The organism is Pseudomonas sp. HN2-3, from assembly GCF_020691745.1.
Classification (GTDB): domain Bacteria; phylum Pseudomonadota; class Gammaproteobacteria; order Pseudomonadales; family Pseudomonadaceae; genus Aquipseudomonas; species Aquipseudomonas capeferrum.
The window spans coordinates 219211-240680 of record NZ_CP085704.1 but is presented as its reverse complement, the minus strand read 5'-3'; the positions used below and the strand labels follow the sequence as shown (position 1 = coordinate 240680).

At 63.0% G+C, this 21470-nt stretch carries 18 protein-coding genes; 13 read left to right on the top strand and 5 right to left on the bottom strand.

Features of this window, described 5'->3' with window-relative positions:
• Window positions 1-121: 121 nt before the first annotated feature.
• Window positions 122-2083: a choline transporter BetT gene (gene betT, locus LJX93_RS01030; RefSeq protein ID WP_167334472.1), complete on the bottom strand. Its 1962-nt coding sequence runs from the start codon at window positions 2081-2083 to the stop codon at window positions 122-124.
• Between the two features lie 333 nt (window positions 2084-2416).
• Window positions 2417-3349 (bottom strand): serine O-acetyltransferase EpsC, encoded by a 933-nt coding sequence (gene epsC, locus LJX93_RS01025; RefSeq protein ID WP_033703256.1) that lies wholly within the window; start codon window positions 3347-3349, stop codon window positions 2417-2419.
• 271 nt (window positions 3350-3620) lie between these two features.
• Between epsC and tcyJ the strand changes: the two genes are divergently transcribed.
• The 11 genes from tcyJ to LJX93_RS00970 all read left to right on the top strand — a co-directional run bounded on the left by tcyJ (window position 3621) and on the right by LJX93_RS00970 (window position 14296).
• Window positions 3621-4415, top strand: a complete 795-nt coding sequence (gene tcyJ / locus LJX93_RS01020; protein ID WP_095064963.1) for a cystine ABC transporter substrate-binding protein — start codon at window positions 3621-3623, stop codon at window positions 4413-4415.
• Complete coding sequence (tcyL, locus tag LJX93_RS01015; RefSeq protein ID WP_033703258.1) at window positions 4412-5080, top strand: cystine ABC transporter permease; 669 nt, start codon at window positions 4412-4414, stop codon at window positions 5078-5080. Before tcyJ ends, tcyL begins: the two co-directional genes overlap by 4 nt.
• Before the next feature lie 2 nt (window positions 5081-5082).
• Window positions 5083-5841, top strand: a complete 759-nt coding sequence (tcyN, locus tag LJX93_RS01010) for an L-cystine ABC transporter ATP-binding protein TcyN (RefSeq protein WP_227696656.1) — start codon at window positions 5083-5085, stop codon at window positions 5839-5841.
• 265 nt (window positions 5842-6106) lie between these two features.
• A complete protein-coding gene (locus LJX93_RS01005) occupies window positions 6107-7348 on the top strand; it encodes an SfnB family sulfur acquisition oxidoreductase (protein ID WP_033703261.1) in 1242 nt (413 codons plus the stop codon).
• A gap of 137 nt (window positions 7349-7485) precedes the next feature.
• The gene (locus LJX93_RS01000) at window positions 7486-8667 is read left to right on the top strand and encodes an SfnB family sulfur acquisition oxidoreductase (protein ID WP_095064955.1); all 1182 of its coding nucleotides are present in this window, start codon (window positions 7486-7488) and stop codon (window positions 8665-8667) included.
• On the top strand, window positions 8667-10058 hold the full coding sequence (locus LJX93_RS00995; protein WP_227696654.1) for an LLM class flavin-dependent oxidoreductase: 1392 nt from the start codon (window positions 8667-8669) through the stop codon (window positions 10056-10058). Before LJX93_RS01000 ends, LJX93_RS00995 begins: the two co-directional genes overlap by 1 nt.
• On the top strand, window positions 10051-10851 hold the full coding sequence (locus LJX93_RS00990; protein ID WP_033703264.1) for a MetQ/NlpA family ABC transporter substrate-binding protein: 801 nt from the start codon (window positions 10051-10053) through the stop codon (window positions 10849-10851). Before LJX93_RS00995 ends, LJX93_RS00990 begins: the two co-directional genes overlap by 8 nt.
• 1 nt (window position 10852) lies before the next feature.
• Window positions 10853-11962, top strand: coding sequence for a methionine ABC transporter ATP-binding protein (locus tag LJX93_RS00985; protein ID WP_095064953.1), 1110 nt, complete (start codon window positions 10853-10855; stop codon window positions 11960-11962).
• Window positions 11952-12596, top strand: a complete 645-nt coding sequence (locus LJX93_RS00980; protein ID WP_033703266.1) for a methionine ABC transporter permease — start codon at window positions 11952-11954, stop codon at window positions 12594-12596. The genes LJX93_RS00985 and LJX93_RS00980 overlap by 11 nt, the downstream gene beginning before the upstream one ends.
• A gap of 165 nt (window positions 12597-12761) precedes the next feature.
• Window positions 12762-13046, top strand: a complete 285-nt coding sequence (locus LJX93_RS00975) for a helix-turn-helix domain-containing protein (protein ID WP_320327157.1) — start codon at window positions 12762-12764, stop codon at window positions 13044-13046.
• Entirely contained in the window at window positions 13043-14296 is a 1254-nt protein-coding gene (locus LJX93_RS00970) for a HipA domain-containing protein (protein ID WP_095064949.1), read from the top strand. The genes LJX93_RS00975 and LJX93_RS00970 overlap by 4 nt, the downstream gene beginning before the upstream one ends.
• A gap of 4 nt (window positions 14297-14300) precedes the next feature.
• Here the strand turns inward: LJX93_RS00970 and dibA are convergent, their stop codons facing one another.
• Entirely contained in the window at window positions 14301-16196 is a 1896-nt protein-coding gene (gene dibA / locus LJX93_RS00965) for a phosphodiesterase DibA (protein ID WP_033703267.1), read from the bottom strand.
• Window positions 16197-16343: 147 nt separating this feature from the next.
• On the opposite strand from dibA, the gene desA reads away from it, so the two are divergent.
• A complete protein-coding gene (desA, locus tag LJX93_RS00960) occupies window positions 16344-17528 on the top strand; it encodes a delta-9 fatty acid desaturase DesA (RefSeq protein ID WP_047582890.1) in 1185 nt (394 codons plus the stop codon).
• A 100-nt stretch (window positions 17529-17628) separates the two neighbouring features.
• Window positions 17629-18660 (top strand): GGDEF domain-containing protein, encoded by a 1032-nt coding sequence (locus LJX93_RS00955; RefSeq protein WP_033703269.1) that lies wholly within the window; start codon window positions 17629-17631, stop codon window positions 18658-18660.
• 122 nt (window positions 18661-18782) lie between these two features.
• Here the strand turns inward: LJX93_RS00955 and LJX93_RS00950 are convergent, their stop codons facing one another.
• Together LJX93_RS00950 and gabT are read right to left on the bottom strand one after the other, a co-directional pair.
• On the bottom strand, window positions 18783-20051 hold the full coding sequence (locus LJX93_RS00950) for a response regulator (RefSeq protein WP_227696652.1): 1269 nt from the start codon (window positions 20049-20051) through the stop codon (window positions 18783-18785).
• 136 nt (window positions 20052-20187) lie between these two features.
• On the bottom strand, window positions 20188-21465 hold the full coding sequence (gene gabT / locus LJX93_RS00945; RefSeq protein WP_033703273.1) for a 4-aminobutyrate--2-oxoglutarate transaminase: 1278 nt from the start codon (window positions 21463-21465) through the stop codon (window positions 20188-20190).
• Window positions 21466-21470 lie beyond the last annotated feature (5 nt).

The window sequence follows — 21470 nt, the reverse complement described above, 5'->3', positions numbered from 1 at the left end:
AAATTGATGGGGCCTGCACCGGCCTCTTCGCGGGGCAAGTCGGCTCGCCGCACCGCCGCTCCCACAAGTACCCCGCTGCTCTCAGGCATTGTGCGGAATCTGTGGGAGCGGCCCTTGGGGTCTAGCGGACCAGGTGCAGGTACTGCATGTGCCGCTCGTACTGGTCGAGGATGTCGTTGATGATCTGCTCCTTGCTGTAGCCCACCAGGTCGTAGTTCTGGCTGCCCTCGCTCAGGTGCACCTCCGCCCGGTAATAGCGGCGGTTTTTCAACTCTTGCGTACCCAGCCCACCCAATGCAAACGACGGCGTGAAATAGCCACGCATCTGCACCTGGTAGATGAACGGTTGCTCTTCACCATGGCCGATCTTCAGGCTGACGTTGTCATGGCTGGGGTCGTCCTGGGTAATCAGCACCAGGCCCTTCTGCTCGAACACTTCACGCACATCGGCAATCGCCGGGCGCACCACGTCGTCCATGAAGCGGTACACCTCATCACGCGACGGAAAGTGCACCGCCTGGCTCAGGCGCTGACGCCAGCCACCACGCCCGCGGCGTGACTGGGCGAACGGGGCCAACGAATGCATCTGCGCGATCTGCCGCTGGGACTCCAGGTAGAACGCCTTGTGCAGCCCCCACATCATGCACAGCAAGATCAGCGAGAACGGCAGCGAGGTCAGCACCACCGCCGACTTCAGCGAATCGATGCTGCCGGCAAACAGCAGTGCGCTGGTGATCAGCGCGGTCATCGCACCCCAGAAGATCCGCAACCAGTTAGGCCCGTCTTCATCCGGGTCACCGCCCTTGGCCGACAAGGTCGACAACACCACGGTGCCCGAGTCGGCCGAAGTGACGAAGAACACGAAACTGATGAACACCGTCGTCGCGATCACCGCCTTGCTCCAGGGATACGTTTCCAGCAGCAGGTACAGGCTCATCGACGGGTTATCCAGGGCAGACTGGCCAAGCGCGGTCATGCCGTGGTTGATGACCTGGTCCAGGGCGCTGTTGCCGAAGATCGACATCCACGCCAGGGTGAAGCCCAGGGGGATCAGCAACACGCCGAAGACGAATTCGCGGATGGTGCGGCCACGCGAGATGCGCGCAATGAACAAGCCCACGAAGGGCGCCCAGGCAATCCACCAGGCCCAGTAGAACACCGTCCAGCCGCCCAGCCAGTCGCGGTTTTCACCGTAGGCATAGACGTCGAAGCTCTTGCGTGGCAAGGCGCCGAGGTAATCACCCAGGTTCTGGATGAGCGTATTGAACAGGTGCTGGGTGGGGCCGGCGAACAGCACGAACAGCAGCAGGGCGCAGGCCAGGAACAGGTTGATGTCGCTCATCACCCGCACGCCCTTCTCCACCCCGGCGACCGCCACGGCCACCGCCGCACCCATCATCAAGGTGATCAGGGCCACCTGCACCCACTGGCTGTGGCTGATACCGAACAGGTAGTCGAGGCCGGCGTTCAGGTGCAACACGCCAAAGCCCATGTCGGCGCCCAGGCCAAACACCGTGGCAATGATGCCGAAGCCGTCCACCGCGTAGCCGATCGGCCCGTTGATACGTTTGCCGATCAGCGGGTACAGCGCCGAGCGCAGGGCCAGTGGCAGGTTATGCCGGTAGGCGAAGTAGGCCAGTGCCATGCCGACGAAGGCAAACACACCCCAGCCGTGCAGGCCCCAGTGCAGGAACAGGATCTGCATCGCCTGGCGCCCGGCCTCTGCCGTGCCCGCTTCGCCCTGGGGCGGCTGCAGCATGTGGGTCAGGGGTTCGGACACGCAGAAGAAGAACAGCGTGATGCTGATGCCGGCGGCAAACAGCATGCCGGCCCAGGACAGGTAGCTGAACTCGGGTTCGTCGTGGTCGGCACCGAGTTTGATCTTGCCGTAGCCGGACAAGGCGGTGACCACCACGAAGACCAGGTACAGCGTCATCGCCAGCATGTAGTACCAGCCGACCGTGTTGGCCGCCCAGTTCTGCGCCGCCAGCAACCAGTCGCCGGCAGCTTGCGGGTTGATGATGACCACCAGGCCGAAGAGAAGGATGAAGCTTGCCGCGAAATAGAACACCGGGGGGTTCATGCGGATCTTGCCATTGGCAAGGGATGGGTTCGGTGCACTCATCGGGCATGCACCTCGTCGAGTGACGAAAGGTTCGGAATGAACGGGTTCAGCAAAGGAATCCTCCTGTTGAACACCGGCAGCGGACCAGCGTTTATCATTGAACAAGCGTTCAAGTTAAACATGGATCGGGATTTGATGCGAACCGGGGTGCTGATCGGTTTATGCCTGTACCGTCCCTTTCGCGGGGCAAGGCCGCTCCCACAGGTGCCCCACCAGACCCGAGATTGGGGGGCTCATGTGGGGGCGGGCTTGCCCCGCGAAAGGGACGGCCAAGACCGTAGATAGCTTAGGTCAGTTCTTGTCCTGGCAATCGAGCTGCAGGTTCGCCTGGGTAATGTTGCTCTCGGCCGGCACGCTGCGGGTCAGCCACACGTTACCGCCAATGGTCGAGCCCTTGCCGATGGTAATGCGCCCCAGGATCGTCGCCCCCGCATAGATCACCACATCGTCCTCGACGATGGGGTGGCGCGGCAGGCCTTTGTGCAGCGTCCCCGACTCATCGCTGGGGAAGCGTTTGGCGCCCAGGGTGACTGCCTGGTAGATACGCACACGCTCGCCGATGATTGCCGTCTCGCCAATCACCACCCCGGTGCCATGGTCGATGAAGAAGCTCGGCCCGATCTGCGCCCCGGGGTGGATGTCGATACCGGTTGCCGAATGCGCCAGCTCCGAACTGATACGGGCCAGCAGCGGCAGGCCCGCCTGGTACAGATGGTGCGCCAAACGGTGATGGATGATCGCCAGAATGCCGGGGTAGCACAGCAGCACTTCGTCAACACTGCGCGCCGCCGGGTCGCCGTGGTAGGCGGCCAGCACGTCGGTGTCGAGCAGCACGCGCAAGTTGGGCAACGCCGCGGCAAAGGCCTGGATCAGGCGCAGGGCCTGGGCATCGACGGCTGCCAGGTCGCCCTGGCTTTGCCGAGCGGCGTAGCGCAGCTCCAGGCGGGCCTGGGCCAGTAACGCGGTCAAGGCGGCGTCCAGGGTGTGGCCTACGTAGAAATCCTCGCTCTCTTCACGCAGGTCGACCGGCCCCAGCCGCATGGGGAACAGCGCCCCGCACAACTGTTCGAGGACTTGCCGCATGGCCTCGCGAGAAGGCAGTTCGCGCCCGCCCTGCTCGCCAATGCTGCGGCCATTGCGGCTGCGCCACTGCTCGCGGGCGCTGCGCAAACCACTGACGATGCTGTGCAGCTGCCAATGGGCGGATGTTGGTTGTTCGCTCACGGTGTTCTCCTGCCTGGGGCCAATCTGTCGTTATGCAAACCACTCTACGGCAAATCCATCCCTTAGAAAAAACAACGCTTTATTCCATCCTGCGCTAAGTAGGGCATAAGCCGCGATGACGGCGCCAGCATCCTGGCCTAACCTCAAAGCTGACTTACATCGACAGAAAAACAAAAAAGGAATAATAAGATAATTTTTTATTATTTCCTGGCCTAAGCGGCCAACTCTATAGTCGCCACCCACCACTTCCACAACAAGCGCGGGGCCTGACATGTCGAAATTCGCCAAACCGCTACTCAACGCCAGCCTGGCCATCCTGCTGGGTGCCGGCCTGCTCAGCCAGGCGTTCGCCGGCGAGCAGTTGAAGACCATCCAGGAAAAGGGCGTGATCAACGTCGGCCTGGAAGGCACCTACCCGCCCTTCAGCTTCCAGGACGAAAACGGCAAGCTGAGCGGCTTCGAAGTCGAGCTTTCCGAGCTGCTGGCCAAGGAGCTGGGGGTCAAGGCTAAAGTTCAACCGACCAAATGGGATGGCATCCTCGCGGCACTGGAGTCCAAGCGGCTGGATGTGGTGATCAACCAGGTGACCATTTCCGAAGAGCGCAAGAAGAAGTACGACTTCTCCGAGCCCTACACCGTCTCTGGCATTCAGGCGCTGATCCTGAAGAAGAAGGCCGAACAGCTGAACATCAAGACCGCGCAGGACCTGGCAGGCAAGAAGGTCGGCGTGGGCCTGGGCACCAACTACGAACAATGGGTGAAGCAGGACGTGCCGAAAGCGGACGTGCGCACCTACGAGGATGACCCGAGCAAGTTCGCCGACCTGCGCAACGGCCGCATCGACGCCATCCTGATCGACCGCCTGGCCGCGTTGGAATACGCGCAAAAAGCCAAGGACACGGAACTGGCCGGTGACGCCTTCTCGCGTCTGGAAAGCGGCGTGGCCCTGCGCAAGGGCGAGCCTGAACTGCTGGCGGCAATCAACAAGGCCATCGACAAGCTCAAAGCCGACGGCACGTTGGCCAAGCTGTCGGAAAAATACTTCGGTGCTGATGTCACCAAATGATCGCTGAAAGCCTGCAACTCGTTGTCGATTCCACGCCCTTCCTGCTGAAGGGCGCGGGTTATACGGTGCTGCTCAGTGTCGGCGGCATGTTCTTCGGCCTGGTGCTGGGCTTTGCCCTGGCCCTGATGCGGCTGTCGAAGATCCTGCCGCTGGACTGGCTGGCACGCATCTACGTGTCGTTCTTCCGAGGCACGCCGCTGCTGGTGCAGCTGTTCGTGATCTACTTCGGCATGCCGCAGATCGGTATCGAACTCGACCCGATCCCGGCCTCGCTGATCGGCCTGTCGCTGAACATGGCCGCCTATATCTGCGAAATCCTGCGGGCGGCGATTTCCTCGATCGACCGTGGCCAGTGGGAGGCCGCCGCCAGCATTGGCATGACCCGCACCCAGGCCATGCGCCGGGCAATCCTGCCGCAGGCTTTGCGCACAGCCTTGCCGCCGCTGGGCAACAGCTTCATCTCGCTGGTCAAGGACACTGCCCTGGCGGCGACCATTCAGGTGCCCGAGCTGTTCCGCCAGGCCCAGCTGATTACTGCGCGCACCTTCGAAGTCTTCACCATGTACCTGGCTGTGGCCGTTATCTACTGGATACTCTGCAGTATCCTCGCGCACTTCCAGAACCGCATGGAAGCGCGGGTCAACCAACATGACCAGGAGCACTGAGCATGATCGTAGTCAATGGCCTGTCCAAGCAGTTCAAGGGCCAGACCGTGCTCAACGGCATCGACCTTACCGTGCAGCCAGGCGAAGTGGTCGCCATCATCGGCCCCAGCGGCTCTGGCAAGACCACCTTCCTGCGCTGCCTGAACCTGCTGGAAACCCCCGACGCGGGGCAGATCCAGATCGGCGCCATCAGCATCGATGCCAATCGCCCGCTGGGCGGTCAGCAAAGTGCGATCCGCCGGTTGCGTCAGCAGGCCGGGTTCGTGTTCCAGAACTTCAACCTGTTCCCGCACCGCACTGCCCTGGAGAACGTGATCGAGGGGCCGGTGATCGTCAAGAAAACGCCCCGCGACCAAGCCGTGGCGCTGGGGCGTAAGCTGTTGGCCAAGGTCGGCCTGGCGGGCAAGGAAGATGCCTACCCCCGGCGCCTGTCCGGTGGCCAGCAGCAGCGGGTAGCCATTGCCCGTGCCCTGGCCATGGAGCCTGAGGTGATCCTGTTAGACGAACCCACCTCGGCGCTCGACCCCGAGCTGGTCGGTGAAGTGCTCGCCACCATCCGCGGCCTCGCCGAAGAGAAGCGCACCATGATCATCGTCACCCACGAGATGGGCTTTGCGCGGGATGTGGCGAACCGAGTGATCTTCTTCGACAAGGGGGTGATCGTCGAGCAGGGCGAGGCCAAGGCGTTGTTTGCCGCGCCCAAGGAAGAACGTACTCGGCAGTTCTTGCGCAAGTTTCTCGGTACTGCGGCTTCCGAGTAAGCCTGCACCGGCCTCTTCGCGGGTTTGCCCGCGATAGGGCCGGCACACCCGCTGCACATCTCGACTTCTATATATATTCCAAAAGGTTAGTTCATAATCTTTTAATAAGCTATTAGGGTATATACACCGGACCACCGGACCAGCAAACGTCTGTCGCCATCAGCTGAAGCGACACAACTACTTTTGTGAGGTTAGGAATGGTCAGGATCACAATCACCCCAGTGCGTATCGCCAGGGCATTGAGTGCAGCCAAGGAGCGGTACTGATGTCCAGCCAGCCAAATACCCTTTTCCATAGCGACCTCGACAGCTCGCCCCTGCTGCTGCCAGCCAAGGTGCTGCGCAACGACGCCGAAGCCCTGCAAGCTGCTCGCGAGCTGGCCGATGTGGCCCGTGAGCAGGCCGCGCGCCGCGACCAGCAACGCAAGCTGCCATGGGCAGAGATCGAGCAGTTCACCCGCAGCGGCTTGGGCAGCATCAGCGTACCCAAGGCCCACGGCGGACCTGATGTCTCGTTCGAAACCGTCGCCGAAGTATTCCGCCTGATCAGTGCCGCCGACCCGGCCCTGGGGCAGATCCCGCAGAATCAGTTCGGCATGCTGCAGTTGCTGCGCCTGACGGCCACCGAGGCACAGCAGGCGGTGATCTTCCGCAGCGTGCTGGACGGCTGGCGCATCGGCAACGCCGGCCCCGAGCGCGGCACCAAAGACACCCTGACCCTGAAGGCGAAGATCACCCTCACGGGCGACGGCTATCGCATCAGTGGCGAAAAGTTCTACTCCACCGGTGCCCTGTTCGCCCACTGGGTGGCGGTCAAGGCGCTGGATGACGAGGGCCGCCAGCGCCTGGCCTTCGTCCGCCGTGGCAGCCCGGGCCTGCGCATCGTCGATGACTGGTCCGGGTTCGGCCAACGCACCACTGCCAGCGGCACCGTGCTGCTCGACCAGGTGCCGGTGGACGCGGAACTGGTGATCGACAACTGGCGCCAGCGTGACATCCCCAATATCCAGGGGGCAGCCTCGCAGTTGATCCAGGCCGCCATCGACGCCGGCATCGCCGAAGCAGCCATCGAAGAGGCCATCCGCTTTGTGCGGGAGAAGTCGCGGCCGTGGATCGAGGCCAAGGTCGAGCGCGCCAGCGACGACCCGTATGTGATTGCCGATATCGGCCGCCTCAAGCTTGAGCTGCACGCTGCCGAGGCGCTGCTGCGCAAGGCAGCGCGGGTACTCGATGAGGTCAATGCAACGCCAGTGGACGCAGCCGCTGCGGCCCGCGCGTCGATCGCCGTGGCCGAGGCCAAGGTGTTGACCACCGAAATCAGCCTGCAGGCCAGCGAGAAGCTGTTCGAGCTGGCCGGCAGCCGCGCCACCCTTGCCGAGTTCAACCTCGACCGCCACTGGCGCAATGCCCGGGTGCACACCCTGCATGACCCGGTGCGCTGGAAGTACCACGCGGTGGGGGCCTACCACCTCAACGGCACCCTGCCTGCTCGGCATTCCTGGATCTGATTTTTTGGCCCTGGGGGCTGCTGTGCAGCCCTTTCGCGACGCAAGGCCGCTCCTACAGACAGCCCCCGATCCCTGTAGGAGCGGCCTTGCGTCGCGAAAGGGCCGCGAAGCGGCCCCAGAGGCCCCGGAGAAACACCATGACCACAAACATCATCACCCACGACACCCAAGCCCTGGCCATCGCCGAAGACATCGCCCAGCAACTGCGCCGCGACAGCGCCCTGCGCGACCGCGAGCGCCGCCTGCCCCTCGCCGAACTCGACCTGTTCACCCGCTCTGGCCTGTGGGCCATCAGCGTACCCAAGGCCTTCGGCGGCGCCGGTGTCTCCAACGTTACCCTGGCCAAGGTCATTGCCCGCATTGCCCAGGCCGACGCCTCGCTCGGGCAAATACCGCAAAACCATTTCTACGCCCTGGAAGTGCTGCGCGTAAACGGCAGCCCCGAGCAGCAACAGCGCCTGTACGCCGAAGTGCTGGCGGGCCGGCGCTTCGGCAATGCCTTGGCCGAGCTGGGCACGAAAACCGCCAACGACCGCACCACCCGCCTGACCCGAGATGGCGACGGCTTTCGTATCAATGGCCGCAAGTTCTACGCCACCGGCGCCCTTTACGCCCAGCGCATCCCCACCTCGGTGATCGACGAAGACGGCGTGCAGCAACTGGCCTTCGTCCCCGCCGACAGCCAGGGCCTGCAGGTGATCGACGACTGGAGCGGTTTTGGCCAGCGCACCACCGGCAGTGGCTCGGTGGTATTCGACAACGTGTGGGTGCGCACCGAAGACGTCGTGCCGTTCCAGAGCGCCTTCGACCGCCCGACCCCGGTCGGCCCACTGGCACAGATCCTCCACGCTGCCATCGACACCGGCATCGCCCGCGCCGCCTACGAGGATGCCCTGCACTTCGTGCGCACCCGCAGCCGCCCCTGGGTCGACTCGGGCCTGGACAAGGCCAGCGAAGACCCACTGACCCTGAAGAGCTTCGGCCAGCTCGCAATCCGCCTGCACGCCACCGAAGCCCTGCTGGAACGCGCGGGCGAATACCTCGACCGCGCCCAGCAGGACAGCAGCGCCGACAACGTCGCCGCCGCCTCCATCGCCGTGGCCGAAGCACGCGCCATCAGCACCGAAATCTCCCTCGCCGCCGGTACCACGCTGTTCGAACTAGCCGGCAGCCAGGCCACCCTGGCCGAGCACAACCTCGACCGCCACTGGCGCAACGCCCGGGTGCACACCCTGCACGACCCGGTGCGCTGGAAGTACCACGCCATCGGCAACTACTACCTCAACAACGAAAACCCGCCGCGCCGGGGGACCATCTGATGGCCAAGCAGATGCTGCTCAATGCCTTCAACATGAACTGCATCGGGCATATCAACCATGGCCTGTGGACCCACCCGCGGGACACCTCGACCCAGTACAAGACCCTCGCGTACTGGACCGACCTGGCCCGCCTGCTGGAACGGGGGCTGTTCGACGGGCTGTTCATCGCCGACATCGTCGGCACCTACGACATCTATGGCCAGTCGCTGGAGGTGACCCTCAAGGAGTCGATCCAGCTGCCGGTCAACGACCCCTTGCTGCTGGTTTCGGCCATGGCCGCAGTCACCCGCCACCTGGGCTTCGGCCTTACCGCCAACCTCACGTACGAAGCGCCCTACCTGTTCGCCCGCCGCCTCTCCACCCTCGACCACCTGAGTAATGGCCGGGTCGGCTGGAACATCGTCACCGGCTACCTCGACAGCGCTGCCCGCGCCATGGGCCTGGCGCAGCAACCCGAGCACGACCGCCGCTACGACCAGGCCGACGAATACCTGCAGGTGCTGTACAAACTGCTCGAAGGTAGCTGGGCCGACGATGCCGTGGTCGCCGACCGCGAGCAGCGCATCTACGCCCAGCCCGACAAGGTGCGCAAGGTCAGCCACCACGGCGAGTTCTACAACGTCGAGGGCTACCACCTGAGCGAACCGTCACCGCAGCGCACACCGGTGCTGTTCCAGGCGGGCAGCTCCACGCGTGGCCTGGCGTTCGCCGGCAACCATGCCGAATGCGTGTTCATCAGCGGCCAGGACAAAACCGCCACCCGCGCCCAGGTCGACAAGGTACGCGCCGCCGCCCAGGCAGCCGGCCGCGATCCGCAGGCCATCAAGGTGTTCATGGGCATCACGGTGATCGTCGCCGCCACCGAGCAACAGGCCCAGACCAAGCATGCCGAGTACCTGCGTCATGCCAGCCCAGAGGCTGGCGTTGCGCACTTCGCCGCCTCCACCGGCATCGATTTTGCGACCTATGGGCTGGACGAGCCGATCGGTTTCAGCAAGGGCAACGCCATTCAGTCGGCCACCCGCCAGCTGCAGGAAAACGCCTGGACCCGCCGCCGTCTGCTTGAGCAACACGCCCTGGGCGGCCGCTACGTGACCTTGGTCGGCACACCCGAGCAGGTCGCCGATGCGTTGATCGCCTGGCTCGACGAAACCGGGCTGGACGGCTTCAACCTGACCCGCACCGTCACCCCGGAAAGCTTTGAAGACTTCATCGACCTGGTCATCCCGCAACTGCAACAGCGTGGCCGTTACAAGACCGCCTACGCCGAAGGCACCCTGCGCGCGAAGCTGTTCGACACCGACCACCCGCACCTGCCCGCCAGCCACCCCGGCTCGGCCTACCGCTTCACCCCAACCCCTGCCCCGACTGGAGCCTTGCACCATGCTTGAGAAACTGTTCCGGCCCGTCGCGGCCATGGCCTTCACCCTCGGCCTGTGCGCCAGCGCGATCGCCGCCGAGCCCTTGAAGATCGGCACCACCTCAGCCTTCGCCATCCCACTGGAAACCGCCGTGGAAGAGGCTCACAAGCAGGGCCTGGAGGTCAAGCTGATCGAGTTCAGCGACTGGATCGCACCCAATGTCAGCCTCAACAGCGGCGACATCGACGTGAACTACTTCCAGCACATCCCGTTCCTGGAAAACGCCAAGGCCGCCGCAGGCTTCAACCTGGTGCCTTACGCGCCGGGCATCATCAACAACGTCGGCTTGTACGCCAAGCGATACAAAAGCTTCGCCGAGCTTCCCGAAGGCGCCAGCGTGGCCATCGCCAACGACCCGATCAACAGCGGCCGTGGCCTGCAGCTGCTGGCCAAGGCCGGGCTGATCACGCTCAAGCCGGGGGTCGGCTACAAGGCCACCGAGGACGACATCGTCGCCAACCCCAAGAAACTGAAGATTCTGCAGGTCGAGGCGGTGCAACTGGTGCGCGCCTATGACGACGCCGATCTGGTCCAGGGCTACCCGGCCTACATCCGCCTGGCCAACACCTTCGACGCCACCTCGGCGCTGCTGTTCGACGGCCTGGAAAACAAGGAGTACGTGATCCAGTTCGTCATCCGTCCGCAAAACAAGGACGACCCCCGCCTGGCCAAGTTCGTCGACATCTACCAGCACTCGCCCGCCGTGCGCGCGGCGTTGAACAAAGCCCACGGCAACCTCTACCAGGCCGGTTGGGAGGGCTGACATGAGCCAGGCCAGCGCACTCAGGGCGCCGACACCACAACCATTGCCGCCAACGGCCAAGGAACAGGCCCTGCGCCCCGAGGTCAATGAAGCCCATGTGCGCTTCATCGGCCTGGGCAAGACCTACCCTGGCCAGGCGCAGCCCGCCTTGCACGGCATCGACCTGAACATCCGCCGGGGTGAGATCTTCGGCATCATCGGCCGCAGCGGCGCCGGCAAGTCATCGCTGCTGCGTACCATCAACCGCCTGGAGCAGCCCAGCCAAGGCCGCGTGCTGATCGACCAGGTGGACATCGCGCCATTCGACGAGGACCGCCTGGTCACGCTGCGCCGTCGCATCGGCATGATCTTTCAGCACTTCAACCTGATGTCGGCCAAGACCGTGTGGCAGAACGTCGAGCTGCCGCTGAAGGTGGCCGGGGTGCCCAAGGCCGAACGCCAACGCAAGGTCCGCGAACTGCTGGAGCTGGTTGGCCTGCAGGAAAAGCACCAGGTCTACCCGGCGCAGCTTTCCGGCGGGCAGAAGCAGCGGGTCGGTATTGCCCGGGCGCTGGTGCACGACCCCGAGATCCTCTTGTGCGACGAGGCCACATCGGCACTGGACCCCGAAACCACGGCCTCGATCCTGGAGCTGCTGCGCGACATCAACCAGCGCCTGGGCCTGACCATCGTACTGATCACCCATGAGATGGCGGTGATCCGTGATATCTGCCACCGCGTGGTGGTACTGGAGCGTGGCGAAGTGGTCGAACAGGGCGAGGTCTGGCGGGTATTCGGCGCGCCACGTCACGAGGTGACCCGCACCTTGCTCGCGCCGTTGCAGGCCAAGCTGCCGGCTAGCTTGCAGGCCAGCCTCAAAGCCAGCCCGGTGAGCCGCGACAGCGCCGTGGTACTCAAGCTGACCCTGCTCGGCGAGCCGGAGCTGTCTGCCCTGTTCAACGACCTGGGCGGGCGTGTACGCCTGCTGCAAGGGGGTGTTGAAACCATCGGTGAGCATGCGCTCGGGCAGTTGATCCTGTCGGTGCAGCACTCGCCACACGAAACCCACCAGTTGCTGGCGCGCGCCCGCCGTTGGGCCGAAGACGTGGAGGTATTGGGCCATGTGGTTTGATCGCCTGCTTGAAGGCTTGCTCGATACCCTGCTGATGGTCGGCGTGTCTTCGCTGATCGCCCTGTTGGTCGGGGTACCGATGGCGGTGCTGCTGGTCACCAGCGACAAAGGCGGGATATTCGAGGCGCGCCTGCTTAACCGGGTGCTGGGCGCGTTCGTCAACCTGTTCCGCTCGATCCCCTTTCTGATCCTGATGGTCGCGCTGATACCGTTCACCCGCCTGTTGGTCGGCACTACCTACGGCGTGTGGGCGGCCGTGGTGCCGCTCACCATCGCCGCCACACCCTTCTTTGCACGCATTGCCGAAGTGAGCTTGCGCGAAGTCGACCATGGCTTGGTGGAAGCCGCGCAAGCCATGGGCTGCCGGCGCTGGCACATCGTCTGGCATGTGCTGTTGCCCGAAGCGCTGCCGGGCATCGTCGGCGGGTTCACCATCACCCTGGTGACCTTGATCAACTCGTCGGCCATGGCCGGGGCGATTGGCGCCGGTGGGCTGGGGGATATTGCCTATCGCTATGGGTACCAGCGCTTTGACAGCCAGATCATGCTGACCGTGATTGCCATGCTGGTGGCGCTGGTAGCGGTGATTCAGCTGGGTGGGGATCGGTTGGCGAAGGGATTGAACAAGCGGTGAGCCATTTTGGGGGCCGCTGTGCGGCCCCATTACAACTGAACTAAATTATCCTTTAGCCTAGGTCGCCAGAGCATGTTGAAAGCAGGCTAGCGAAACAATACTTTCGTTTTTATCTTGAAATCTTCATAAACAAGAAAAACGAAATAAAACCTTAGTTTTCCTTGAATGATGCCTGTTCGGAGCCATAATCGAAATTATTCCTTCGACCCGGTTGAACACTCCATGGGCATCCTTCAACAGATCCAGACGCCAACCGATTTGGGTAACGCAATACGTCAGGTACGGAAAAGCCAGGCAATTACCCAATCGGATCTAGCCCTCATTGTCGGCAAGAGCCACGTTCTGCTCAGAGACATTGAACGAGGCAAAGGCAGTGTCTCGCTCGCAAGCGTACTGCAGGTAATGCAGGAGCTCGGCATTCGGGTCTACGTGGATGTACCTGGCAAATGAGAGCCCTCCACATCCTGATCAACAGTCACCACGTGGCAACCCTCACCGACAATGCAGGTGTCTGGAGCCTTGAATATACGCCAGAGTGGATGGCCCGAGCCGATGGCTACGACCTGTCGCCTGCACTTCCTCGAGCCAAAGGATTGCTTGTTGACGGATCATCGGAGCGCCCCGTGCAGTGGTTCTTTGACAACCTGCTTCCCGAAGAGCAAGCACGGTCACTACTGGCCAACGATGCAAAGCTTGACTTCGCAGACGCTTTTGGCCTGCTAGGCTACTACGGCTCAGAGTCTGCAGGTGCGATCACATTGCTACCTGAGGCTCAGTGCGAACAGGCCAGCGGACTGAAGCCCCTCTCGAATGCTCAGTTGAGTGAAAGGATTCGCAACCTGCCTCGAGTTGCACTGACGACGGGTGCCCCGAAGCGAATGTCACTCGCCGGCGCTCAGCACAAGCTACCGATCGTCATGGCGAAAGATGCGCTGTTTGAGCCCGTCGGCAGCACGCCGTCGACCCATATTCTCAAGCCCGACCACCCTGACCGTGATCTCTATGATGCGACCGCAGTAAATGAATGGTTCGTGATGAGTGTTGCACGCGAGGTAGGGCTGGAAGTTCCAGAGGTTACGGTTCGCCGCGTGCCTGAGGCAACCTATCTGATAGAGCGCTTCGACCGGACACAGGTGAATGATGGGCTCGAGCGCGTGCATACGCTCGATGCTTGCCAATTGCTCACACTCGACAAAAGCTTCAAGTATCAACAAGCGACTGCAGAAACCTTGCAAAGGATTCTGGGGCTGGTCCGAAATGTGGCCCAGACACGCATTCAGCTATTCGAATGGCTGGTTTTCAACGTACTGGTCGGCAACAACGATGCCCATTTAAAGAACCTTTCGTTCTTCGTTCGCCCCGATGCTTACTACCTCGCGCCGCACTATGATCTCTTGTGCACGGCCGTCTACGGGGAGTCTGCTGCGCCTTGGCTTGAGGCAGAACTGGTGTGGAAACCCGAGGGTATCCGCACCCATGCCGACGTAACCAGGGCCAGTGTTCTCAGCCTCGGTGAGGCCATTGGAGTTCGTGCGCCTCTAGGCAACAAGATCATTGATGGACTGGTACCGAGCGTGGAGGATGCGGCAAGAGCGCTTCTGGAAAAGCATGCTCATACTTGGAGTGCCGGTGAAAGCAGGCTGATCAGGCGCATCGTCCATGGCGTGATTCGCGATATGACGGAAAAGCTGCGGCGTTGACCCATCACTCCCAATCCAAATCCCCAGCCGGCACCGGCCGCCCAAACCAGTACCCCTGCCCCAACTGACACTGTTCCTGCAGCAAAAAGCTGGCCTGTTCCTGCTGCTCGATGCCCTCGGCATGCACCTGCATGCCCATGCTGCGGGCCAGGGCGATGATCACCCGCACAATCGCAATGTCATCGTCGTCATGCGGCAACCCGGCGACAAAACCCTGGTCGATCTTCAACTTCTGCACCGGCAAGCGCTTGAGCCGCAGCAGCGACGAATAGCCTGTACCGAAATCGTCGATAGCCAAGGTGACCCCCAGCTCACGCAAGCGATGCAGCTGCTCCAGCGCCACTTCCGGGTCTTCCATCACTGCGCTTTCGGTCACTTCCAGTTCGAGCAACGCCGGGTCAAGGCCGGTTTCGTGCAACACCTCGGCTACCTGCCGATACAGCGCGTGCTGGCCAAACAGACGGCTTGAGATATTCACCGCCACAAAGGCCATTTGCCGGCCTTCACGCTGCCACTGCACCATCTGCCGGCACGCCTGGCGCAGCACCCAGGCGTCGATCTCGGCAATCAGCCCGGTGCGTTCGGCGATCGGGATGAATTCGCTCGGGGGCACCAGGCCGCGTTGCGGATGCTGCCAGCGTACCAGCGTCTCGACCCCAACCCGCTTCGCCGTGGCCAGGTCGTGCACCGGCTGGAAGTACGCCCGCAATTCGTCCTGCTCCAGCGCCCGGCGCAGCTCCCCCGCGGTTTCTACCCGGTGCTGGGCGTGCGCGGTCAGCTCCTCGGTGTACAGCGCATAGCAGGCGCGCCCGCTGCTCTTGGCCTTGAACAGCGCCGAGTCGGCGTTACGCAGCAGTTGCTCGGCGCTCAAGGCATCGCTGGGGAACAGGCCGATGCCCACGCTGACACTGATGAACAGGCGATGCCCATCAAACACGAACGGCTCGCGCATACGCTCGATGATGCGCTGCGCCAGCTTGCCGGCCTGGCCGACCTGCTGGCAGTTCTCGGCCAGCACACCGAACTCGTCGCCGCCCAGGCGCGCCAGGGTCACACCGCTGCCCACCACCTCACCCAGGCGCTCGCCCACCAGCTTGAGCAACTGGTCGCCAATGGTGTGGCCAAGCCCGTCGTTGATGCTCTGGAAATGGTCCAGGTCGAGCAGCAGTAAGCCGCAACCGCGCTTGTTGGCTTGCGCCGTCACCAGTGCCTGTTCGACGCGGTCGGTGAACAGCAAGCGGTTGGGCAGGCCGGTCAGCGGGTCGTGATGCGCCAGGTAGGCCAGCTCTTGCTCGGTATGCTTGATCGCGCTGATGTCGCTGAACACCGCCACGTAATGGCTCAGCTCGCCGGCGTCATCGTGTATGGCACGGATGGTTTGCCATTGCGGGTAGATCTCGCCACTTTTGCGGCGGTTCCAGATCTCGCCGCTCCACTCGCCCTTCTCGGCCAGGGTGGCGAAGATCTGCTGATAGAACGCCACGCCATGGCGGCCCGACTTGAACTTGTTCGGGCGCTGGCCAACGACCTCGTCCTGCTGGTAGCCGGTGATGCGCATGAAGGCGCGGTTGACGTGCACGATCAAGCCTTGGCGGTCGGTCACCAGCACGCCTTCGAGGGTACTGTCGAACACCGCCGCCGCCATGCGCAGCCGCTCGCGGTCCTCGCCGCGCAGACGCACGCCGATGCCGATGAAATTCAGCAGCCGCGCGCGCGAAACGAAGATCAGCACCGCGCTGAACAACACCCAGATAACCACATTGATCTGCTGCCCCACGGTCAGCGCCAGCGGGTCGTCAGTCATACCCTGCAGCAGTACCTGGGCCAGCACCAGCCAGAGGATCGACAGCACCACATAGAGCGCTGCCATGCGCAAGGCGTCGCGAACGGAAACAGACATGTCGGGGGGAGTGGCCCTTGAACGAAGATCAGGCATTATAAAGGTTGAAACATGTCGTGACGTCCTATCTGAATGGGTGACTGGTTTTATTTCCCTGCCAAGGGATAATCATGCACTTCCCCTGTGTTCTCGAGGGTTTTAACACCTATGTGGTACAACGGCCTGCTCGACTTGTCGGCCTGGCAACTGGTCGGCATCACACTGCTGATGACCCATGTGACCATCGTCAGCGTCACGGTTTACCTGCATCGCTACTCCGCGCACCGGGCCTTGGAGCTCAATGGCGCGCTCAAGCACTTCTTCCGCTTCTGGCTGTGGCTGACCACGGCGCAGAACACCCGCGAGTGGACCGCCGTCCACCGCAAGCACCACGCCAAGTGCGAAACCCCGGACGACCCGCACAGCCCGGTTCACAAGGGCTTGAGCACGGTCCTGCGCAAAGGCGCCGAACTCTACCGCGAAGAGGCGCGCAACCCCGAAACCTTGCGCATCTACGGCAAGAACTGCCCGGACGACTGGATCGAGCGCAACCTCTACTCGCGCTACAAGCTGGGCGGCATTGCCCTGCTGGCAGTGATCGACCTGCTGCTGTTCGGCACCCTCGGCATCACCGTCTGGGCGGTGCAGATGATGTGGATTCCGTTCTGGGCTGCCGGTGTGGTCAACGGCCTTGGCCATGCGGTGGGCTACCGCAATTTCGAATGCCGTGACGCCGCCACCAACCTGGTGCCGTGGGGCATCGTCATCGGTGGCGAAGAGCTGCACAACAACCACCACACCTACCCCAACTCGGCCAAGCTCTCGGTCAAGCGCTGGGAGTTCGACATGGGCTGGGCCTGGATCCGCCTGTTCTGCATGTTGCGCCTGGCCAAGGTGCAGCGCGTGGCACCGATCGCCCACCGGGTAGAAGGCAAGGCCAACCTGGACATGGACACCGCCATGGCCATCCTCAACAACCGCTTCCAGATCATGGCCCAGTACCGCAAGCTGGTGATCGGCCCGCTGGTCCAGCAGGAACTGGCCAAAGTCGATGCGTCGGTACGCCACCGCTTCCGCCGCGCCAAGCGCCTGCTGTCGCGCGAGACCAGCCTGCTGGAAGACCGCCACCACGTACGCATCGAGTCGCTGCTCGCACACAGCCAGGCGCTCAAGGTCATCTACGAAAAGCGCCTGGCCTTGCAGCAAATCTGGGCGCGCACCAGCGCCAATGGCCACGACATGCTCGCCGCCATGAAGGACTGGGTGCACGAGGCCGAAGCCAGCGGTATTCACGCCCTGCACGACTTCGCCGCACAGCTCAAGACCTACTCCCTGCGCCCCACCGGCGCCTGAAGGCCATTGATCGGCACGCCCTGCTGTCAGGGTGTGCCGCTCGGAACTTCCCCCTCTGGTTTCGACTCCAACCCGGCACATCGCCCGCGTGGCGGGCCTGATGCCGGCCGCACGCTTCCTTGTCGAGACTCGCTCCGTGCACATGGCCAAAAAATTTCCAACATCGCTGCCCGGCACCCCACGTCCAGAAGCCGCCCAAACCTTGCTGGCCCTGCTTCACGCCCAAGGCGAAGTCGCGCGCCTGAGTGAGCGCGAACAGCTGTTCAGTTCATTGCTCGACAGCGTCAACGCCGTGCTTTGGGCGTTCGACTGGGAAGCCCGCCAGGTGCTGTACGTCAGCCCTGCCTACGAACGCATCTTTGGCCGCCCGGCCAGCCTGGTGCTGGCCGACTACAACGAGTGGCGCGACAGCATCTACCCCGACGACCTCGAATACGCCGAGCGCAGCCTGGCCCAGGTGCTGCTCAAAGGTTCGGTGGAAGACCGCGAGTACCGCATCCTCAATGCCGAAGGCCAGGTGCGCTGGCTGAGCGACAAGTGCTACATCAACCAGCAGCGCGAGGGCGAGCAGCGGGTGATCGTTGTCGGCATCGCCGAGGACATCACCGAGAAGAAGCAGCTTGAAGGCGAACTGCATCGCCTGGCCACCACCGACGTGCTGACCCAAAGCAGCAACCGCCGGCACTTCTTCGAATGCGCCCAACAGGCGTTCGAAAGCGCCCGCGAGGACGGCACGCCCCTGGCATTCCTGCTGCTGGATATCGACGACTTCAAGCAGGTCAATGACAGTTACGGCCACCAGGAAGGCGACCAGGTACTGCAGCGCATCGCTGACAGCGGCAAAGCCGTGCTACGCCGGGGCGACCAGTTCGGGCGTATTGGTGGCGAGGAGTTTGCGGCAGTGTTCCCTGGCTGCAATGCGCAGGTGGCAGAGCAGATTGCCGAGCGTTTGCAACGCGAGATCCAACGGCTGAGCTTCAGCCATGGCGATCATGAATATGGCGTGACCGTGAGCCAGGGGCTGACGGCGTTGAGCGACGAGGACGAGTCCCTGGACAGCCTGTTCGCCCGCGCCGATGCGGCGATGTACCGGGCCAAACGCCAGGGGAAGAACCAGATCGTACGGGGGTAGTTAGGTGAAATTTGGGGGGGTGTGGATGCCTGGAGATTGTACTTAGGGCCGCTGGGTGCCTGGCTTGGTTTTTTCAGGGCGGCGCTCGATGTTCGCGGCACCTCCAAGCCCAAGACAAGCACTTAACCGCCCTCACCCGCCCCATTTTCGTCCGCAGGTGATTCTTCACCCTGCGGCTTCACCTCAGGGTTTTCCACCTTGCGCAACCGGCTCAGCTCCGGCAAGCCGATCTTCAGCAGCCGCGCAGTCTTGTTACTGGCAACCGGCTCCAACCCATGACCCGCCGGCAGCCGCGACAATTGCCCGGCCAGGTTCATCGCCAGGATCTCCCGCGAATACACGCCACCGCCCAGTTGGTAAACCGCCGCGATCAATTCGCGCAGCGCCAGTGGCAAGCGCCAGCGCGTGCGCAATGCCGAACCAAACGCTGCGCCGTATTCATCCAGTGACTGCTGCACCCTGCCCTCGTCCAGCTCCCCACCGGCCAGGCGCCACTCCTGCAGGCAACGCAACACCGCCAGGTCACCCAGGCAGTGCAGCAGCCCCGCGCAGTAGCAACGCCCTTCGTCCAGTTCGAGCCTGCGCGCCAGGCTGCGACCGTATTCGGCACAGTGCAGCGAGAGGTTCCAGTAGTGGGCCGCATGCTGCGCCAGCAGCGGGTCACTCAGCCGTGCGCTGCGCTTGAGCGTCATGCCCAGGATCAGGTTCATGCTCTGGGTACTGCCAAGCTTGTTCAACGCCTGCAGCAAGGTCTGCACGGGCGCATCGCGGTGCAGGGCAGCGCTGTTGGCGGCGGCGATCAGCACCGCAGTGACCTGCGGGTCGTTGCGCACTTCCTCCTCGAGCACCTTCAGGTTCAGGCCCTGGGGGTTCAGCGCCCGCTTGATCGCCACCTGCACATCGGCCAGCAGCGGCCCACCATCGGCGGTAGCGCGGCGCTGTTCCAGGTAACCAGGCAGGCTGGCACCCGGCTGCAAGTGCGGCACCGGGCAGGCGATTTCCTCGCCCACGGCCAGCAGCAGCTCTTCAAGACGCTTGCGCAGGTTTTCCAGGTTCAGTGGCTTGCTCAGATAAGCCGTGGGGTGCAACGGCAACGCCTCGCGCACACTGGCGCTGTCGCTGCGGTTGCTCATCAGAATGAACGGCAACCCAGGGCCCTTGGCGCGCACCTTGCGCAGCAGGTCGAGGCCATCGACGCCGGCCAGCTCACGCGCAGCGATGATCAGGTCGGGCTTGCTCGATAGCGCGGTCAGTGCCTGCGAGCCGTCGGCGCAGACCTGCAGCCGGGCGTCGCAGCGCACGCTGAGCAGCATCTCCTTGAGCATGTCACGCACCCACGGGTCGCCTTCGACTATCAATACGCAAGGTGGGGTGGGGTCTACAGCGCTCATGGCCAACTCCTGAATATCCCTGGCACGCAATCCGTCGCAGCTTCCTCGGCAAGTCCTGCGTCAACCATAGCGCCCCTCAGGTTTTCTGGGCACAAAAAAAACCCGCCGAAGCGGGTTTTTTCAGAAGCGCGTCACATTAGGCCAGTTCAGCGAAGCACTCTTCGATGATGGCCAGGCCTTTGTCCAGCAGCGCGTCTTCGGCGGTCAGCGGGACCAGGATACGCAGGACGTTGCCGTAGGTGCCGCACGACAGCAGGATCAGACCCTTGTCACGTGCCTTGGCAACTACTTGGCCAACGGCAGCGGCATTCGGGGTGTGAGTGCCTTTCTCGAAGACTTCGACAGCAATCATCGAGCCCATACCACGGATGTCACCGATGATCGGGTTTTTGTCCTGGATCTTGCGCAGGCCGGCAACCAGGTGCTCGCCAACGGCCTTGCTGCGGTCCAGCAGTTTCTCTTCTTCGAACACTTGGATCACGGCCAGGGCCGCGGCGCAAGCGATCGGCGAACCGGCGTAAGTGCCGCCCAGGCCACCTGGGGCGATGGCGTCCATGTACTCGGCCTTGCCGCACACACCGGCCAGCGGGAAGCCGCCAGCGATCGACTTGGCGAAGGTGGTCAGGTCAGGCGCGACGCCCATCTGCTCCATGGCGAAGAAGGTGCCAGTACGGCCAGCGCCGGTCTGTACTTCGTCGGCGATCAGCAGGATGCCGTGCTGGTCGCACAGGGCGCGCAGGCGCTGCATCAGCTCTTTCGGCGCCGGCAGGAAGCCGCCTTCACCCTGAACAGGCTCCAGGATGATCGCGGCGATGTCCTTAGGCTCGGCATCGTTCTTGAAGATGCGCTCGACCGAAGCGATGGCGTCGTCGACGCTCACACCGTGCAGTTCGTTCGGGAACAGTGCGCGGAAGATGCCGCCTGGCATCAGGCCCATGCCAGCGGAGTACGGCACAACCTTGCCGGTCAGGCCCAGGGTCATCATGGTACGGCCGTGGTAAGCGCCGGTGAAGGCGATCACGCCAGCACGGCCAGTGGCGGCACGGGCGATCTTGACGGCGTTTTCAACGGCTTCGGAGCCGGTGGTGACCAGCAGGGTCTTCTTGTCGAAGTTGCCTGGGACCAGCTTGTTGATCTTCTCGCACAGCTCTACGTAGGGTTCGTAGGCCAGCACCTGGAAGCAGGTGTGGCTGACTTTGGTAAGCTGTTCTTGCACAGCTGCAACCACTTTCGGGTGCAGGTGGCCGGTGTTCAGTACAGCGATGCCGCCGGCGAAGTCGATCAGTTCGCGGCCTTCAACGTCGATCACGGTCGAGTTCTTCGCGGTATCAACGAAGATCGGGTGAATTTGGCCGACGCCACGTGGGACGGCAGCTACACGGCGTTGCATCAAGGATTCGTTGGTCTTGCTCATAATGC